Here is a 17,058-nt window from a genome sequence, read left to right as displayed (position 1 = left end):
TGTAAAACGCCATGTTATGAGCCTCCCTTTTCAGCAAGCGAACCCACGGATGCCGTAGAACTATGCTCGCCGTGGCGGCGTGCACTTCGATGCAGCAATGGGAAGGAAAACATCCCGGGAGGCGATGACCAATAGCGACCGAAGTACGCAGCTTCCGGCCGCCTGTTGGGGCGGGGCAGGAGTTCACTTCGCGCCGCGATTACTCAGATGCCCCAGAGTGTGCATCAGCGCTTTTTACGCTCGCGCTCGAAAGTGGGTTTGAGTTGTAACAACGACCGGCCTGCACGCCCGGAAATGTGCAGAAATCGCGTTTTTCCCTGAAATTTGTTCCCACTCACGCCGGCAGTGGGAACAGAGTGGGAACGCGCTAAGCCCCTGTTTATGCGGTGTTCCCACTGTTCCCACTGTTCCCATGCAAAAACACAAGGGGGCGAAGGATGCGGGCGCACACGATTGCACTCGATGCCCAAAAATGTGCATCCAACTGAACGGCCGAGCGCCCGGCAGGGGGGTATGGGGGTCATGGTGTTTGCATGCCCTGAGGCCGGAAACCGATTGCCCAATCACGCGTACGCGGCCGGGAAATCTTCGAGGGGGGGTACTCCCTGTTTGGTGGGCGCAGTCTGGCCAGGGAGGGGCTATCAAAAACATGCACGCATGGCCACTGCAGACCGGCCTGTACTCTTCGCTCGCAACGCCGGGAAAAATGGAAGGTGGGGGGCTTGTCTCGGGGTGGGAGGGGGTGGGGCAAAAGTCTGAGTGTTGCTGCCTGGAAACCGACTGTTCAGGTGTCCTTTTATGGGGAGTGAAAACTACCCCCCGGGGGTTTGGCTGGCCTGGCCCTGGGCTGGATGGTGGAGGGGTAGGGGGGCGTCCAAAGTTTGGAGGCTTTGCCCCGGAAACCGATCAGTTCCCTAAATTTTTACGCGCGCAGGTTTTGGGGGAGGGGGGTGGGTCAATTGGTGCCGGTGGCGGGGGTAGCAAAACCAAAGCGGGGGAACAAATGGGGGAACATTTGCCATGCGGGAAAATGGAAAGCTATATTCCATGAGGGTTGCAGAGGGACTTTCAATTGACGCCAGCCCATCCACAACAACGCCAGACAATGGGTAACCCCCTGTTGTCTGGCGTTTTTCTTTGTGCCTCGTTGTCTGGTTTTGTCCTGAGATTCACACCGAATCCGCACGACTTTCATGCGAAGCCCAATGCACCACGCACTGCGATAGAACAGGCGTCACCAAAACGCGATCAAATGGCTGCAAAAAAGAATGGACCCGGCTGGAGCGATGTGAAGGCGCAGTTGGCCGGGATGGACCGTGCCGACCTGATCCGCCTGCTGCAGGACATGTATGCAGCCAGCAAGGAAAACCAGTCGTTCTTGCATGCGCGCTACGCCCTGGGTGACGATGTGCTCAAGCCCTACAAGGCCACCATTGACCGCTGGCTCTGGCCGGACTTCCACAGAAATCAGGATTTCTCGGTGTCCAAGGCCAAGAAAGCCATTTCGGACTTCAAAAAGGCCGTGGGGCTGTCCGAGGGCGCGGTGGAACTCATGGTTTTCTATTGCGAACGCAGTGCGGGATTCAGCAATGAGTTCGGCCTGCAGGACGAGGGATATTTTGATGCCCTGGTGCTGATGTTCAATCAGGCGCTGGACGCCGTTCAGGCGCTGCCCCTGGAAAATAGGCAGGCCCTGCTGGCGAGGCTGGATGCCGTGCGCCACACCAGCCATGCATTCGGCTATGGCGTGGGCGATGACATGGACCGCCTGCTTGCCAAAGCCGGATTGGGCTGATGCTTGTGGCCGGGCTGGCGTGAAGCCCGTGGGACTGTGGGCGCTGGCTTGCCGCCCGCAGTTGGGCGCCAGGCCGGCGCATTGTGTTGTTTCATCGCTTGCGCCGCCAAAGCTGCTGCCCTAAAAAGCCCACCACCGCCATGTTGGCCAAGGCCACGACAGCCGAAACCAGGCTGGGGTGGTGGAAGAAGTGCCAGAGCTCGAACGGGATGTACAGCCCGCCAGACAGCGTGCCCAGCCACTCACCCCACCAGCGGTCCTTCCACAGACCATAGGCCTCGGCAAAGCGCACCAGCACATAGGCCGCTGCGGCGAGCAGCAGGGGTTTGAGGTCGGTGCGCGCCAACTGGTCGATGTCCGAGAGGACCATGGCCGGGTAGCGGTCGCCGGGCGAAAGGCCGACGTGCCCGATCAGCGAGGCCACGATGTGGTGCAGGTCGTGGTGCAGCAGGCTGAGAAAGCCCAGGCTGGCCGCCAGTGCGGCGACCCCCTTGAAGGCTTCGAAGGCGGCGATGGCACGCAGCGCCTTCCGGTGGGGTGGTGGGGCCATGCCCGGCATGGTAGCCGCAAGTGCTGCCTACCGGCGCGCGGTGCGCTGGGTGCGCGGCACCCTCGGCGCCGGGCGCGCCAATTGGGCATTGGTCTCTTCCAGCCAGAGCAGCGAATCCATCTGCGACAGAAAGCGCCGCAGGTAGTCGGGCGAGAGCCCGCGCATGAGCGCCAGCGAGCGCAGCATGAGCTTGTGCGAGTTCAGCGGCCCGGCATGCTCGGGCGCCTTGCGCATGGCCTGCGTGACCTGCTGCTCTGCCGAGATCCTGGACCAGACCTCGCTGAACTGGCGCACGCTTTTCATCTCCGACAGGCTGGCGCTTTCGCTGGTGCGCACCTGGTCGGCATCGGCCTGGGCGCGGGCGGCGAGTTCGCGGTTCAGCTGGGCCAGGGGGGAATCCGCAGTGCGGCCGGGTGCTGCGACGGGCTCCTTGGTCGCCACAGGGCCCACCCGGGCTGCTGCATAGGCGGCCACGGCGGCGTCCAGCCGGCCTTGCAGCAGTTGCTGTACGGCGGGTGGCTGCGCCTGCATGCGCCGCGCCAGCGCCTGCAGGTAGGCGAAGCGCGCAGGGTCATGACGCTCGGCGCCCTCGGCCTGCAGCGATTCCAGCGTGGCGTCGGGAGGGGCGGTGCTCTGGTCGTCGTCGGTGCCGCTCATGGCGTGGCGGCCGGCTTGGGCTGGGCGGGGCGGGCTACCGGGGCCATCTCCACGCGGCGGTTCTGGGCGCGGCCTTTTTCGTCGGTGTTGTCGGCCACGGGCTGCTCGGCGCCAAAGGCGGCGGCAAACACCTGGGACGAGGGCATGCCTTCTTCGGCCAGGGCGCGCGCGACGGTCAGCGCGCGCTGGGCCGAAAGCTCCAGGTTGTCGGCAAAGCGCTGGCTGCCGCCGCTGCGCAGCGGGATGTTGTCGGTGAAGCCGCTCACCATCAGCATCTCGTCGCGCTCGCGCAGGTACACCAGCAGCGGCTGCACCAGGGTGGTCAGCAACTGGCGGCCTTCGGGGCGCAGCTCGGCCGAGCCGGTGGCGAACAGCACGCTGCCGCTGATGCCGATGCGGCCGTCGTTCATGGTCACACGGCCGCTGGCCAGCGGGCCAGCCAGGGCCTTCTCCAGGGCCATGCGGCGCTGCTCGGCCTGCTGGCGCTTTTCCACTTCCTGCTGGAGGCTGTTCACCAGGTCGATCTGCACCACCAGCACGCCCACCAGGATGAGCACGAAGGCACCCAGCAGGCCCGCCATCAGGTCGCCGAACACGGCCCAGACGGGGGCGGTCTGCTCGGTGGCGTCGTCCAGCGTATCTTCGAAGGTGCTCACGCGGCCATCCCTTGCGAGGCCGCTGTGGCGGCCTGGCTGTGCAGGCGGCGCAGGTCTTCGACGATGCCCTGCTGCGAGGAGATGCTCAGGTCGATCACCTCGCGCGCCTGGGCCACGTAGTAGGCCAGTTGCTCATCGCTGCGGCCCAGCAACTGGCCGATGGCGCCCTCGATGCTTTGCAGGCCCTGCACCAGCTTGTCGTTGCTGGCGGTGAACAGGCCCACGCCATGGCTGAAGGATTCGCCCAGGCTGGCCAGCTCCACCGCGCTCGCGGCCACATGCGTGGCCACTTCGTCGATCTTGCCGGCCTGGGTGCCCAGTGCGTCGGCAAACTGCTGGCCGGCCTGCTCCAGCACCTGGGCGGCCGAGCCCACCAGCGATTCGATGGACGCGCGCTGCTGTGCAGTCGCATCATTGACCGAATGCAGCAGGGTGGAGAGCTGCTCCATCATGGCCGTGCGCTCTTCCAGCGCGAGATTGTCGCGCTCGCCCAGGCGCGTCATCTCCTGGCGCAGCTGGGTGATGACTTCGGCCGCGGCCTGCGGTACGTCGGATGCGGTCTGCAGCAGGCGCGTGAGCGGCGCTTCGAGCGCTGCGCCCAGCGTGGCCAGGTGCTGGGCCACCGCCGCCTGCAGGGTGTCGAGCCGGTCCACCGCGGCCTGGCCGCGGGCGGCCTCGGCGTCGCGCAGGGCCGCCAGTTCGGTGCGCCACACGCCGGTGAGGTTGTCCATGCGCTCGCCCTGGGCCTGTTCCCAGCGTGCCTCGGCCTCCACGCGCGTGCGCAGCAGCGCATCGGACTGCTCCATCAGGCGGGCGGTGCTGCCCAGGGTCTGCTCCACCTGGCCGGACATGCGCTCACTGAGTTGCGCTGCCGTGCCTTCCAGCGCGCGGTACAGGCCCTGCTGTTGTTCGACGGCCTGCGCGCCTGCGCGTTGCAGTTCGGCCGTGACGGCGCCGGCCATGCCTTCCATCGATCGGCTCCAGGTGTCCAGGCGCTGCTGGTCGGCCTGCACCTGGGCGGTGTGCGACTGCGCCACGGTGTCCTGCAGCGAGGCCAGCAGGGCATTGGCACGCTGCTCGAAGGACTGGGTGGCGGCCTGCAGCGCGCTATCGAGTTGCGCTGCGGCGCTCTCCAGCGCCTGGCCCACGGCGCGCTGCTGCTCGGCGGTCTGGGCGCTTGCGCGCTGCCACTCGGCGGACAGGGTGCCGGCCATGCCTTCCATGGAGCGGTTCCAGCCTTCCACACGCTGCTGGTCGGCGGCGGCCTGGGCTGCGTGCGACTGCGCCACGGTGTCCTGCAATGAGGCCAGCAGTGCGTCGGCGCGCTGCCCGAAGGACCGGGTGGCGGCCTGCAGCGCGCTGTCGAGTTGCGCTGCCGCGCCTTCCAGGGCCTGGCCCACGGCGCGCTGCTGCTCGGTGGTCTGGGCGCTTGCGCGCTGCCACTCGGCCGACAGGGTGCCGGCCATGCCTTCCATGGAGCGGCTCCAGCTCTCGACGCGCTGCTGGTCAGCGGCCACCTGGGCGGCGTGCGATTGGGTGACTGTGTCCTGCAGCGCAGCGACCAGGCCGCTGGCGCGTTGGTCGAAGGCCTGGCTGGCCGCCTGCAGGGATTGCTCCAGCTGGCGGGCCGCACCGGCCAGGGCCTGGCCTGTCTCGTGCTGCTGGGCAGCGGCCTGGGTGCCCGCGCGCTGCCATTCGGCCGTGAGCGCGCTGGCGGTGTTTTCCATGGACCGGTTCCAGCCTTCCAGGCGCTGCTGGTCGGCAGCCGCCTGGGCCGCGTGCGACTGGTCCACCGTCTCCTTGAGCGCGTCCAGCAGGGCGCCGGTGCGCTGCTCGAAGCCCTGGGTCACCGTCTGCAGGGCGCCATCGAGCTGTGCCACCAGGCGGTCCTGGGCCTGGGTGTGGCCTTGCAGCGCGTCGGCCCAGGTAGCAGCCACCTGATGCGCCGTGCCCGCCCACTGGGCGGACAGGGCCTGCATCTGGGCATCGGTGGCCTCGCGCAGGCGCTGGTGCGAGCGTTCGGCCTCCTGGGCCAGCGTGGCCATGGCCTGCTCGACCACGGGGCGGATGGATTCGCCGGCCTGGCGGGCGCTGCTGGCCAGGCTGTCCTGCAGCGATGCGCCCACGGTGCTGGCCAGTGCGGTGTAGGCGGTAGCGGCTTCGCGGTGAAAGCCCTGCTGCTGGTCGGCCAACTGCTCGTTGAGCTGGCCGTGGCGGCGCTCCAATCCTTCCATCAGGGCCTGCAGGCGCTCGGCGATCAGCGGCATGGCCTGGGCCTGGGCCTGCAGCGCGTCGAACATGGCGTCGCGCTTGTGGGCGGGCGAGAAGCTGCGGAAGGCCGTGGCCACGCGGGCATCGAGCTGGCGCAGCACCTGCAGGCGTTCGCGCCGGCCCAGGGCCGACATCAGGCCCAGTGCGGCGGAGGTGGCCACGCCCGCGACCGAGGTGCCGAACGACAGGCCCAGGCCCTTGATGGGGGCGGCCAGCGCCGCGCGGATGGCTTCGAGGTTGGACGAGGCTTCCAGCGCGAACACCGCGCCCCGGAACGTCACCACCATCCCGAGGAAAGTGCCCAGCATGCCCAGCATGACCAGCAGGCCCACCAGGTAGGGTGCCAGGGCCGGGCCGGGCAGGGCCACGCGCTCGCCCTCGATGCGCTGGCGCACGGGGTGGCGCAGGGGCGCGGGCAGGCGCTCCAGCCAGGGGGCCAGATCCGCCTGGGGCTCGGCCGGCGTGTCGGCCAGCGCATCCGCCAGGGAGCGGGTGGCCGAGCGGAACTGCACCAACTCATAGGCGCCCAGCAGGTAGACCAGCGCGATCACGGCCGTCATGGCCAGCGCCAGCGGGCTCGTGCCCACGAAACCCCAGGCCACCCAGCCGGCGACCGCCAGGCCGGCTGCAAACACGCCGGCCATCACACTCTTGTTCATTCCTGAAACCCTGTTCTCTTGTTCTCGTTGCGGGCTGCCTCCAGCAGCCCCATGATGGGTTGCAGCCGCACCTGCATCTCCGCCAGCAGCAGGGCCTGCAGGTCCTGCTCGAAGCCGGCCAGCCAGCCGCCGGCCTGGCGCCAGCGCAGCGGCTCGTCGGCGTGGCCCGAGGCCTGCACCCGGGCCTGGTGCGCCTTGCGCAACTGCACGAAGCGCCGCTCCAGGTGGCCGGGCAGCGACGCCCACAGGCGCTGCTCGCGCGCGCCCAGCATCTGCTCCATCACCCCGTCCAGCGCCGCCAGCTGCCGCAGCGGCGCGGGGCCCTTGAGCAGGGCCGCGCGCACCTGGGCGCGCAGGGCACCCAATCGGGCATCGAGCTGCCTTTGCTGCTCCGCATAGCGCGGCCCGTGGGCTGCGAAGTCGGCCTGGGCCTGCGGATCGGGCTGCTCGACGGGGGTGTTGTCGGCGCGTTCGCGCAGCGGCCGGGCGGGGCGGGCAGGGGCGGTTGCCAGGCGGGTCAAATCGGCCTTGGTCTTTTGCAGCAGGTCCTCCAGGGCCTGCGCATCGATGGCCTCTTCGTCGCCCGCAGACGGCGCGACGGTGTGGGCCTCGATCGAACGCAGCGAGCCGTTGAGCTCGACCGCATCCACCACGCTCAGCCACTGGCCCAGCTGTTCCGCCACGTCCGGGCGTGCCGGGGCACGCTCTGCCCGCGTCCATTGCGCGAGCAGGACGACGAGGCGTGAACTATCGAGTCGTTGGTGCAGATACATCCCGGGGGTAGCCATTCACTTCGCCTGCAACCCTTGCGGGGCGGCAGGCATCCGGGAAACGGGTCCCCGTGGGCAAAACCGCGTATTTTCGCCCATGTCGGCATGCTGCCCGGGCTCCGGCACCCGGGCGTTGCAGGTGTTACACCCGGTGCATCCGCGGGTGGATGCTGAAAAAGGGCTAAGAAGGGGGTAAAAATCGGAAGAAGACAACCAAAGCCGCCAGAAGGCGCGAGTTGCCGCTACGGGAATTGCGCGCGCAGCCCCACCATGATGCGCCGCCCGGCCGCCGGCTCGAAGAATCGGCCGTTGCCATCGTTCACGATGAGCGAACCCGCGTACTGCCGGCCGAGCAGGTTGTCGAGCCGGGCCCAGGCCTGCCAGCGCGGGCTGGCGGCGGCATGGCCGAAGGTGTAACCGGCGCGCAGGCCCAGCACGGCAAAGCCGGGGGCGGCTTCGGTGTTCACGTCGTTGGCAAACACCTTGCCGGACACATCGAGCGTGGCGCCCAGTTGCCAGTGGGCGCTGGGCGCATAGTCCAGCGCCAGCTGTGCCAGGTGCCGCGCCGTACCGGGCAGGCGGTTGCCCGCGCCCACCCGGGCGCCGGCGGCACCGGTGTAGGCATCGCCAAAGAAGGCGTCGAGGTACGTGTAGGCGGCGCGCGGCTTCCAGGCGCCGGCCTGCGCGCTCCATGCCAGTTCCAGCCCGCGGCGGCGCACGTTGTCAGCGTTCTGGAACACGGTGCGGCCGTTCACCGTGGCGGCGGGCACGATCTCGCTGCGGCTGCGCGCATCGAACCAGGCGGCCTGCACCTGGTGCACGGCGCCTTGCCACTTGGCGCCGATCTCCATCTGCCGGCTGCGCGAGGCCGCGAGGCCGAAGTTGGGGCCGGTGTTGTCCCGGCTGTAGGCCATCTCGGCCAGCGTAGGCGTCTCGAAGCCGCGGCCCAGGTTGGCATACAGGTTGAGCTGGTCGCTCGCGCTCCACACCAGGCCGAGCACCGGGCTGGTCTGGCGCCAGCGGCGCGCGCCGCTGTCGTCGGGGTTGGCAGGGGTGATGAAGTGGTCGCTCACGCGCATGTCCACCCGGCTGGCGCGCAGGCCTGCCACAGCGCGCCAGGTGGGTGCGAGCCAGGCGTCCACCTGGGCAAACAGGTCGGTGTTGCCGGCGCGGTCGCGCTCGTTGCGGCGCAGCGCGCCGCTCTCGCCGTTCTGGTTGACGAAGCCCTGGCGCTGTTCGGAAAGGCGGTCGGCGTCCAGGCCCAGGGTCCAGGTGAGCGGCAGGCCCGAAGGCATCCTGGCGCTGTGCGTCCATGCCAGGCCCAGGCCGTGGTAATCGCGGTCGAGGTCCACCACGCCGCCCGCGCTGTTCTCGGCCGCGCCGCTGAACGACAGGTACTGGGTGAGCGTGCGCCGGCCGCCATAGGCGCGGGCGCGCACGCTGTCGGCCGGGCCCAGTTGCCGTTCCAGCACCAGGCCCCACTGGTTCTGCGCCACCGACTTGCGCGTGCCGAAGCTGGCCGCCACCTCGGGTGCCTGGCGCGGGTTGGCGTTGAACTGCGCGCGCGTCAGGCCCAGCGGGTCCTGTGCATCGGGCTGGTCGTAGAGGTTGAGCAGGGCGGTGATCTTCGTGTCCGCATCGGGGCGTGCCACCAGCTTGCCGTTCAAGTGGGTGCGCCGGGCCGCGCTGTGCTCGCGCCAGCCATCGGTCTCGAAGCGCGACACGTCGACCAGGCCCGAGAGCGTGCGGTTGCCGAAGTCGAACGAGGCATCGGCCAGCCGCTGGCCGAAGGAGCCTGCCGCCACCGAAGCCTGGGCCCCGCCGCCCGCGCGCGGTTCTCGGGTGTTCACCTGCAGCACGCCGCCCGCGGCATTGCCGTAGAGCTGTGCCAGCGGGCCGCGCAGCACGTCCACCTGGGCGGCCGACTGCAGCTGCGCCGTGGCGGCCTGGCCCTGGCCGTCGGGCATGGTGGCGGGGATGCCGTCCACCAGGATGCGCACGCCGCGCACGCCGAAGGTGGAGCGCGCGCCGAAGCCGCGCACGGCGATCTGCAGGTCCTGGGCGTAGTTCTGCCGGTCCAGCGCCACCACGCCGGCCTGGCCGGCCAGCAGTTCGGACAGGTGGACCAGCGGTGTGGCCGCCGTGAAGCCATCGACCTGCACGCTGGTGTGGCTGGCCGCACTGTCGAAGCGGCGCTGGGCCTGGGCGTTGCCCTGCACCTCGACGGGCGCCAGGGTGCCGCCCTCGCTGGCCTGTGCCATGGCGGGCGGCGCCAGGCCCGCCAGCGCCGAGAAGGCCGCGGACAGCGCCCGGGCCCGGTGGCTGGTGCGTGGACGGTGGGTGGCAAGTGCAGGGTGCATGGGCGGCATGGTGGGAGTGGCGCGCCAGCGTAGCGCAGGACGGCGGCCCGGCCTGTCAGCCAATGTCCCTTTGACCGCCCTGGACGTCCTGAACGCTCCTCAGCCCATGCCTGCCAGGAAGTCCGGCTGCTGGAACTTCATCTCCAGGAACTTGCCGTTGGCCAGCAGGGCCTGCGCGTCGGCGCCTGCGACATTGGCCACGATCTCCTGCATCTTGGCATCGAGCAGCGCCAACTGGTCGGCCAGGATCTGGCGCGCGGTCTTGCCGTCCTTGACCGCGTGGGTGGTGCGAAAGGCCGGTGGCAGAGCCACGTAGTTGGCCAGGGTCTCGGGCAGGTAGCGCAGCACCGTCTCGCGCACGGTGAACAGATTGGCGTCGTGGTGGCTGCGGTCACCCAGCAGGCGGGGCAGCACCTCGGCGATGGAGGTGCGCAGGCTGCGCAGGTGCGCGTTCATCTCGGGCCCCAGGTGCGGGCTGACTTGGGCGGCCAGCGCGTCGAGCCGGCGCAGGGCTTCGTCCACCGTGAGCGAGTCCTCGATGTGGCGGTCGATCTCGGGTGCCTGGCGGCCGGCGCGGCCCAGCAGCCAGCCAGCGGCATACAGCCCGGCCGTGATGGCCAGCCAGCCTGGCCCGATGGCGCCCGCGAACAGCAGTGCCGGGCCCGCCAGGGCCAGCGCGCAGCCCGCGATGTTGGCGTTGCTGTAGAGAAAAAGCAGCGCCCGCAGCTTGAACGGGCGACCCGGGGAGGGGGAGTTTGCGCTGGCTGGTGCCGTCACTGGTAGCCCCGTATCTCCTTGAAGACCAGCGCCAGCGCAGCCTTGCGGCCGTCGAACACGCGCCCACCGGTGAGTTGGGCCAGGGCCGCCATGTCGGTGTTGCTGGCCTCTCCGAACAGGATGGGGAAGATGCGGGCTGGCGAGGCTGTTCCCACGCGGCTGCGGAAGGTGTCGAGGTTGGCTCCGCTGGTGTTGAGCCCGTCGGTCAGCAGCACGATGCTCACGTAGCGCTCGGGGTCGCTGGCGCGTTCGCGCGCGGCCAGGGTCTGTGCCTGCAGCAGTGCGTCGTAGATGCCGGTGCCGCCAGATGCCTGCAGGCGGTCGGCATAGGCCGTCACCTGGGTCTGCGCGTCGGCCAGGGTGGCGCGTTCGAAGTTCACCTGCATGGGGGTGCCCACCGTGTCGGAGAAGGACAGCAGCACCACGCGCTCGCGGCTCTGGAAGCGTGCGTAGCGGGCGCTCGCGGTATCGGCCTTGGCGCCGGCCAGCACCTTGAGCGCCTCGCGCATGCCTTCCATGCGCGCGCCCTGCATGGAGCCGCTGGTGTCGAGCACGAAGATCGAGGTGGCGGGGCGCCGCCATTCACCCTGGTAGGCGGCCAGCACCGCGTCGATCACCTCCAGGCGGTTGGGGAAGCTCAGCTCCGCCACCGCTTCGCTGGGCAGGCTGGCGGGGAGGGCGATGTCCGGCGCCGTGGGCCGCAGGAAGGCGTCGGCAGCGAGCTGGCGCTGCAGCGCGGGTGCCTTGAGGGCGGCCACCAGGCGGTCATAGGCCTCGCGCTGCGCGGGGCGCAGCAGCATCAGCGGGTAGTCGGCGGAGATTACGCCATCCTTGGGATAGACCAGCGAAAGCCGGTCTGCCGCAGCCAGCTTTTCGTTGGCGCGCAGGATCACGGCTTCGTAGTTGACCATGCCGTCCAGGTCCGCCGGGTCCTTCACGAAGGCTTCGGCGAGCCAGCCGGAGCTGCCGGCGGTGAGCTTCTGCCCCGACAGAAACGCGGTCAGCACCTTGGCATTCACCTCGGCGATGGTGAGGTCCTCGGTCTTGCCGGCCACGGCCGATGCCACTGCGAACAGGGCGCTCATGCCCGTGTTGGAGCTGGTGGGGTTGGTCATGGCATAGCGCAGGCGGCCTGCGCCTGCCGCCTTGGCGATGTCGGCCCAGGTCGGGGCCTGCATGTCCCAGCCCAGGGCGCGGGCCCGGGCGGCCTTCACGCCCAGGGCGACGCGCGAATAGAAGAGCTTTTCGCGTGCCAGCGGCTTGGCCGTGAGTGCGAGGGCCGGGTAGGCGCCATTGGGCGGCAGGATGGCATCGAACTGCTCGCCGGCATTGATGCGCTCCACGATGTCCAGCGTGCCGGCGTAGGACAGCTGGAGCTTCACGTTGGCATCGGCCGCCGCCTTGAGCAGCATGGGTTCGATGTCCTTGATCTCCGAGCCCGCAAGCACGTTGAAGGTGGCTTGCGCTGCCCCTGCCGGGGCGGGCGGTGCGGCCTCCTCGCGCTGGCCGCAGGCAGCCAGCACCAGGCCCAGGGCGCAGGCGGCCAGCCAGGCGCTGCGGCGCATGCTCACAGCCGGACCTCGGTGCTGGCGCTGGCGGCCTCGGCCGTGCCCCGTGCCCGCTCCAGGTAGGCGCGCGACTTGTCGACCTCGCTGGTCAGGGTGTTGACCGTGGTCTGCATGGAATCGAGGGCCTTGAGCTTGAAGTCGGCAATCGTGTCCATGGCCTGGTAGACGTTCTGGAAAGCCTGCTGCAGCTTGGCGATGTCGATGGTGCCCGAGGCCGCCTGCTGGTGGATGGCGGCGCTCTGGTCGCGCAGCATCTCGCTGGTGGAGGCGATCAGGTTGCCGGTGGTGGTGTTGAGCGCGCTGATCTGGTCGAGCACCAGCTTCTGGTTGGCCAGGGCCTGGGCCACGATCACGGCAGTGCGCAGGGCCGAGATGGTGGTCGTGGTGGCGCGGTCCACACCCTTCATCAGCTCCAGGTTGTTCTTGCGGATCATGTCCAGCGCCAGGTAGCCCTGGATGTTCACGCTCATCTGCGTGAGCAGGTCGGTGACCTTCTGGCGCGTGTAGAACAGCATCTCCTCGCGCACCACGCGGGCCTTCTCGGGGTCGGCCGCGTCCAGTGCGAAGGCCTTGGCATCGAGTTCGCTGTCGAGCTTCTTGCCGATGTGGATGTATTTTTCGAGCCGCTCCATCAGCGACCACAGGTTCTGCTTTTCCTGGTCGATGGCGGCGTTGTCGCGCATCAGCTCGTCCTTGCCGCGCTTGAGCGTCTCGATGATGGCGTTCAGGTGCGCCTGTGACGACTGGTAGCGGTCAAAGTAGGCCACCAGCTTGTTGCCCATGGGAATGATGCCCAGCAGCTTGCGCACCGAGAACAGGTCGCCCTGGCGCGAGGGGTCGAGTTCCTCGATCTGGTGGCGCAGGTCGATCAGGCCCTGGCCGATGTCCGTGCCCTTGCCGAACAGGCCGTCCTGCACCGACTTCACGGGGCGGTCCAGCATGCGGTTGGAGACGCTGGCCGATGCCTCGATGTCCTTGTTGCCCATGGAGTGGATACGCTCCACGGCTTCCTTGAACTTAGGGTGCTGGCTGTCGTTGACGGTGATGTCCTCGATGAACTGGCGCACCTGCGCATCCAGCGCCACCACGTCCTCGGGCTTGATGCGCACGCGGCCGCTGGCCGACTCGATGGGAATGGCCGCCACCGGCGCAGGCGGCTCCAGCACGAAATCCTGCCGTACGGCAGCCACCGTGGGAGGCTGCAGGGCATCGGGCTGCGAGGTGTTGGTCATGGATCAGTCCTTATTTGAAGCGGGCTTCTATGGCTTCGATCATTCGCTCCAGCCACTCGTGGCTGGGCGGGTCAATCACGTCGACGAGCACCTCGGGCACGGTGATGCCGCGCTGGGCCCAGGTCTCGGGCCCGCGCGTGGCGCCGCCGGTGCGAAAGCCGTACTCGTTGGCCAGGGTGCGCAGTGCCGGGTCGTTCTCCAGCGCTTCGCCCACGCGCACGCCTGCGGGCGTGTAGGGCACCAGCACATGCTTGGAGAACACCGTGGGCTTGGGGTACAGCAGCACCATGTCGCTCTGGACCTTGGCCGGGTGCTTGAGCCAGAACTCCACCATCTGCGACTCGTAGGCCATGAGCAGCGGAGCCTTGCCCATGCCCAGGGCCAGGTAGTCCTCGAACGGGCCGGAGGAGGACTGCTCCTGGAAACCCTGGCGCAGGAACAGCGGCGCCACGGTGGGCAGCACGCGGTCCACGTCGGCCTGGCTCTGCACGATCTGCTGGCCGTTGGCCAGGTAGCTGGCCAGGGCCAGGTACATGGCGGCGCTGTTGGAGGTGCGCACATCGGTGGAGCTGATGAGCAGCGACTTGTTGGTCGAGAACGCCTGGCTGCCCTTGAGGTCGCGCCAGCGCTTGCCCTTTTCCACCAGGTCCATCAGGGCGGGCAGGTCCACCACGTAATAGATGTCGCCCTGGCGCTGGGCGATGCCGTTGGCCACCAGGATGTCGGCGATCGGCCGCCAGCTGGCCAGCACCATGGGGGTGTAGAACGGGTTGAACACCGTGCCTGCCTTGGCTGCTGCCCGAAGCTGCGCCGCTGCGGGGGCGCCCGAGGGAAAGCCGAAGTCGTAGGCCTTGGCGTCGTAGCGGCCGGCAATGGCGCGCGAGCCGGCCTTTTCGATCACCACGCTGATGCCGCGCGCGGCCAGGGCCTGCTGCACGCGTGGATCGGCGAAGAAGGCTTCCTTTTCCGAGCCGATGAGGCCGCGTGCCTGCACCTGGCGGGCCTGCTCGATGCGTGCCGCCTCCTGGGCGCTGCGTTCGCCGGTCACACTGGAATGGGAGAACCAGATGCCCCCCGCAACACCGGCCAGCAGCAGGGCCGCGAGCAGCGGGGCGACGAACTTGCGGATTTCCACCGGAGGATGCCTCTCTAGGTCAGGTATTTGTGACAACCATGCTACGGAGCCTTTGTGGCAATTTCATTGCAGTCGCATGGCAGGTTCCGGGCGGACCCTGCACGACGGGCGGGAAAATCCAGGTTCTGCCGCATGGCTGTCATATTGGTGTGCGAAGGTGTGGGATAGGTCCGCCGTGCGGCCGGGCAACTTGTGGGTTGCTTCCTCCTGCAACCCGTATGCCTTCGAAACACCTTCCCGCAACCACCACCTCCCTGGCGTTCGACTACAAGCGCGGTCTGGCGGGCGCATTGCTGTGGATGGTGGTGGCCCAGGCCTCGCAGGCCTATTCCCTTGGCGGCCTGGACATGAGCCTCATCTGGCCCGCCGATGGCATTGCCATCGGGCTGGTGCTGGCCTACGGGCCGCGCATGCTCTGGGCCCTGGGGCCGGCCGTGGCGCTGTGGCATGCGCTGCACGGCATCGGCCTGCTGCAGTCGCTCATCGGCGTGGGTGCCCTGGTGCTGGCAGCGCAACTGGTCTGGCACCTGATGCGGTTCGACCGGCGCCGCGAGGCGGGCCGCAACCCGGTGGTCACGGCCATCCGCTTCCATGCGCTGACGGTGCTGCCGGGCGCCGCGGTGCTGACGGCGTTGGGCAGCTGGCAGTTTCTGCTGGCCGAGGATGCGCCGCCGGGCGGGCTCCTGCGGGTGGCCGGCGTCATGGGCATGTCCGAGGTGTTCGGCATTCTGCTGTTCTCGCGGCTGACCGAGCTGGCCGCCCATGCCTTCGATGGCGGCTGGAGGGCCGGGCCGCTGCGCTGGGCGCGGTGGCAGGGCTTCTGGGTGGCCGGGCTGGCGGCGGTGATGGCGATTGCGCACTGGGGGTCGTCGCTGGCTGGCCCGGGCGTCGGCCCGTCGGCGCGCTACATCGTCTTCCTGCTGGTGGCCTGGGCCGCCTACCGGGGCAACCCCCTGTTCGTGCACCTGACCACGGCGCTGTCGGCACTGACCCTGCTGGCCTTCACGCCGCCGCTGATGGCCGGCCACAGCCCCTCCCTGGTGGTGCTGGACCAGGCATTGCTCATGGTCTGCCTGGCCGCGCTGAGTTTCTTCGCGTCGGCGACCATGGAGCACCGCCGGGAAATGGAGCGCAGCCTGCACGAGGCCGCCAGCCATGACGGCTTGACGGGGTTCCTCAACGAGCGCGGCCTGCTCAAGGCGCTCAAGGAGGCGGCCCCGGGCCCGACCCGGCTGATCGGCGTGAGCCTGCACAACCTGGAGCATGTGGTCGACCTCATCGGCCTGTTCCATACGCGCGAGATAGAGCAGGACGTGTCGATCTTCCTGCGCAACCAGCTGGGCCGGGCCTGCGTCTACGCGCGGCCGCGCGATGGTTTTTTCGTGGTGGCCGTGCCGTTTTCCGCGGACGATGCCGATGCCCGGCTGCTGCAGCTGCGCACCGCGCTGGACGGGCGCCGCTATGTCTTCGCAGAGCACAGCGTGCGCATCCAGACCGCGTTCGGGCTGCTGCCGCTGGACGGGGGGCGGGCCCTGGGCGATGACGTATTGGCAGCGCTGATGCTGCTGTGCGAGGCGGACGGCGACCCCGCGCTGGGCGACCGCCATGCGCAGGGGGCGGACCTGGCGCCGGACCATCTGATGCGCATCCGCCGGGGCCAGCTGTCCCAGGTCGAGGCGCTCAAGGACGCCCTGCGCCTGCCTGCCGGCAGCCCCGAGACCAGCGGGCTGTGGCTGGCCTGCCAGCCCATCCGCTCGGCGCATGGCGACCACGATGGCGACCTCGGTGTGGAGGTGCTGCTGCGCTGGGCGTCGAGCAGCGGCTCGCCGCACCTGCCGGGGGAGTTTCTGCCCCTGGCCGAGCGCTACGGGCTCATGCCGCAGGTGGACCGCTGGGTCATCACGCAGGTGTTTTCGGCCCTCGTGGCGCATGGCGTCACGCGCAGGGACCTCGGCAAGGTGGCGATCAACCTGTCCGGCGCCTCGGTGTCGGACCCGCGGCTGCTCGCCCATATCGACCAGTGCCTGGGCGCCAGCGGGCTCGACCCGGCGATGTTCTGCTTCGAGGTCACGGAAACCGCGGGCATCGTGCAGCGCAGCCGGGCGGTGGACCTGCTGGCCAGCCTGCGGGCCATGGGCGCCCGCACCTCGCTCGATGATTTCGGCACCGGCCTGGCGACCTTCGACTACCTCAAGTCGCTGCCGCTCGACTATGTGAAGATCGATGGCAGCTTCGTGCAGGGCATCCTGTCGTCGCGGGTGGACCAGCGCATCGTGCTTGCCATCTGTGACGTGGTGCGGGCCATGGGGCTCACGACCATCGCCGAGTTCGTCGAAACGCCAGCCCAGCGCGCCCTGCTGGCGGCCTACGGCGTGGATTACGTGCAGGGCTATGGCATTGCCAAGCCGCTGCCGCTGGCGCAGTACCTGCAGCAGTTGGCGCGCCGCGAGCCCCGCCCGGCCGCGCAGCAGGCCGCCCCGGCCCCCGCGGCGGCCGACCTGTGGCCGGCCGGGCACGGCCGCCTCGTTCCCGGCATGGCGCAAGGTGAATGACATGCCTGCGCATGCACGTGCTATTTGTCACGCAATCGCAATATGCGACTTGTAAGCTTCGGTGTCATTCTCTGCC

General features: G+C 68.9%; 12 protein-coding genes. 2 read left to right on the top strand and 10 right to left on the bottom strand.

The features are described 5' to 3' along the window. Window positions 1-1,105: 1,105 nt before the first annotated feature. Window positions 1,106-1,795, top strand: coding sequence for a hypothetical protein (locus tag AC07X5_RS12805; protein WP_494770475.1), 690 nt, complete (start codon window positions 1,106-1,108; stop codon window positions 1,793-1,795). 91 nt (window positions 1,796-1,886) lie between these two features. On the opposite strand, the gene AC07X5_RS12800 is transcribed toward AC07X5_RS12805, so the two are convergent. The 10 genes from AC07X5_RS12800 to AC07X5_RS12755 all read right to left on the bottom strand — a co-directional run bounded on the left by AC07X5_RS12800 (window position 1,887) and on the right by AC07X5_RS12755 (window position 14,430). Then, window positions 1,887-2,345, bottom strand: a complete 459-nt coding sequence (locus AC07X5_RS12800; RefSeq protein WP_494770474.1) for a DUF2127 domain-containing protein — start codon at window positions 2,343-2,345, stop codon at window positions 1,887-1,889. 27 nt (window positions 2,346-2,372) lie between these two features. Then, entirely contained in the window at window positions 2,373-3,002 is a 630-nt protein-coding gene (locus AC07X5_RS12795; RefSeq protein WP_494770473.1) for a DUF2894 domain-containing protein, read from the bottom strand. Continuing rightward, window positions 2,999-3,658: an OmpA family protein gene (locus tag AC07X5_RS12790; protein WP_494770472.1), complete on the bottom strand. Its 660-nt coding sequence runs from the start codon at window positions 3,656-3,658 to the stop codon at window positions 2,999-3,001. The genes AC07X5_RS12795 and AC07X5_RS12790 overlap by 4 nt, the downstream gene beginning before the upstream one ends. Continuing rightward, window positions 3,655-6,588 carry a DUF802 domain-containing protein gene (locus AC07X5_RS12785; protein ID WP_494770471.1) on the bottom strand — a complete coding sequence of 978 codons (2,934 nt, stop codon included), beginning with the start codon at window positions 6,586-6,588 and terminating at the stop codon, window positions 3,655-3,657. Before AC07X5_RS12785 ends, AC07X5_RS12790 begins: the two co-directional genes overlap by 4 nt. Further along, the gene (locus AC07X5_RS12780) at window positions 6,585-7,376 is read right to left on the bottom strand and encodes a DUF3348 family protein (protein ID WP_494770470.1); all 792 of its coding nucleotides are present in this window, start codon (window positions 7,374-7,376) and stop codon (window positions 6,585-6,587) included. Before AC07X5_RS12780 ends, AC07X5_RS12785 begins: the two co-directional genes overlap by 4 nt. A 224-nt stretch (window positions 7,377-7,600) precedes the next feature. Next, the gene (locus AC07X5_RS12775) at window positions 7,601-9,718 is read right to left on the bottom strand and encodes a TonB-dependent receptor family protein (protein ID WP_494770469.1); all 2,118 of its coding nucleotides are present in this window, start codon (window positions 9,716-9,718) and stop codon (window positions 7,601-7,603) included. Between the two features lie 99 nt (window positions 9,719-9,817). Then, window positions 9,818-10,495 carry a hypothetical protein gene (locus tag AC07X5_RS12770; RefSeq protein WP_494770468.1) on the bottom strand — a complete coding sequence of 226 codons (678 nt, stop codon included), beginning with the start codon at window positions 10,493-10,495 and terminating at the stop codon, window positions 9,818-9,820. Beyond that, window positions 10,492-12,060 carry a substrate-binding domain-containing protein gene (locus AC07X5_RS12765; protein WP_494770683.1) on the bottom strand — a complete coding sequence of 523 codons (1,569 nt, stop codon included), beginning with the start codon at window positions 12,058-12,060 and terminating at the stop codon, window positions 10,492-10,494. Before AC07X5_RS12765 ends, AC07X5_RS12770 begins: the two co-directional genes overlap by 4 nt. A gap of 2 nt (window positions 12,061-12,062) precedes the next feature. Beyond that, on the bottom strand, window positions 12,063-13,295 hold the full coding sequence (locus AC07X5_RS12760; RefSeq protein WP_494770467.1) for a toxic anion resistance protein: 1,233 nt from the start codon (window positions 13,293-13,295) through the stop codon (window positions 12,063-12,065). Between the two features lie 10 nt (window positions 13,296-13,305). Then, on the bottom strand, window positions 13,306-14,430 hold the full coding sequence (locus AC07X5_RS12755) for a hypothetical protein (protein ID WP_494770466.1): 1,125 nt from the start codon (window positions 14,428-14,430) through the stop codon (window positions 13,306-13,308). A 218-nt stretch (window positions 14,431-14,648) separates the two neighbouring features. On the opposite strand from AC07X5_RS12755, the gene AC07X5_RS12750 reads away from it, so the two are divergent. After that, window positions 14,649-16,982: an EAL domain-containing protein gene (locus AC07X5_RS12750; protein ID WP_494770465.1), complete on the top strand. Its 2,334-nt coding sequence runs from the start codon at window positions 14,649-14,651 to the stop codon at window positions 16,980-16,982. Window positions 16,983-17,058: the final 76 nt, after the last annotated feature.

It is taken from the genome of Acidovorax sp. GW458-11-26-14-TSB4 (assembly GCF_059423865.1).
The sequence above is the reverse complement of the archived record's forward strand: the minus strand, read 5'-3'. Positions and strand labels throughout refer to the sequence as shown.

Excerpts from the sequence above, each read along its gene's own strand:
- AC07X5_RS12760 (WP_494770467.1), bottom strand. The coding sequence starts at position 13,295 with ATGACCAACACCTCGCAGCCCGATGCCCTGCAGCCTCCCACGGTGGCT.
- AC07X5_RS12750 (WP_494770465.1), top strand. The coding sequence starts at position 14,649 with ATGCCTTCGAAACACCTTCCCGCAACCACCACCTCCCTGGCGTTCGAC.
- AC07X5_RS12800 (WP_494770474.1), bottom strand. The coding sequence starts at position 2,345 with ATGGCCCCACCACCCCACCGGAAGGCGCTGCGTGCCATCGCCGCCTTC.
- AC07X5_RS12795 (WP_494770473.1), bottom strand. The coding sequence starts at position 3,002 with ATGAGCGGCACCGACGACGACCAGAGCACCGCCCCTCCCGACGCCACG.
- AC07X5_RS12805 (WP_494770475.1), top strand. The coding sequence starts at position 1,106 with ATGGGTAACCCCCTGTTGTCTGGCGTTTTTCTTTGTGCCTCGTTGTCT.
- AC07X5_RS12765 (WP_494770683.1), bottom strand. The coding sequence starts at position 12,060 with ATGCGCCGCAGCGCCTGGCTGGCCGCCTGCGCCCTGGGCCTGGTGCTG.
- AC07X5_RS12775 (WP_494770469.1), bottom strand. The coding sequence starts at position 9,718 with ATGCACCCTGCACTTGCCACCCACCGTCCACGCACCAGCCACCGGGCC.
- AC07X5_RS12780 (WP_494770470.1), bottom strand. The coding sequence starts at position 7,376 with ATGGCTACCCCCGGGATGTATCTGCACCAACGACTCGATAGTTCACGC.
- AC07X5_RS12785 (WP_494770471.1), bottom strand. The coding sequence starts at position 6,588 with ATGAACAAGAGTGTGATGGCCGGCGTGTTTGCAGCCGGCCTGGCGGTC.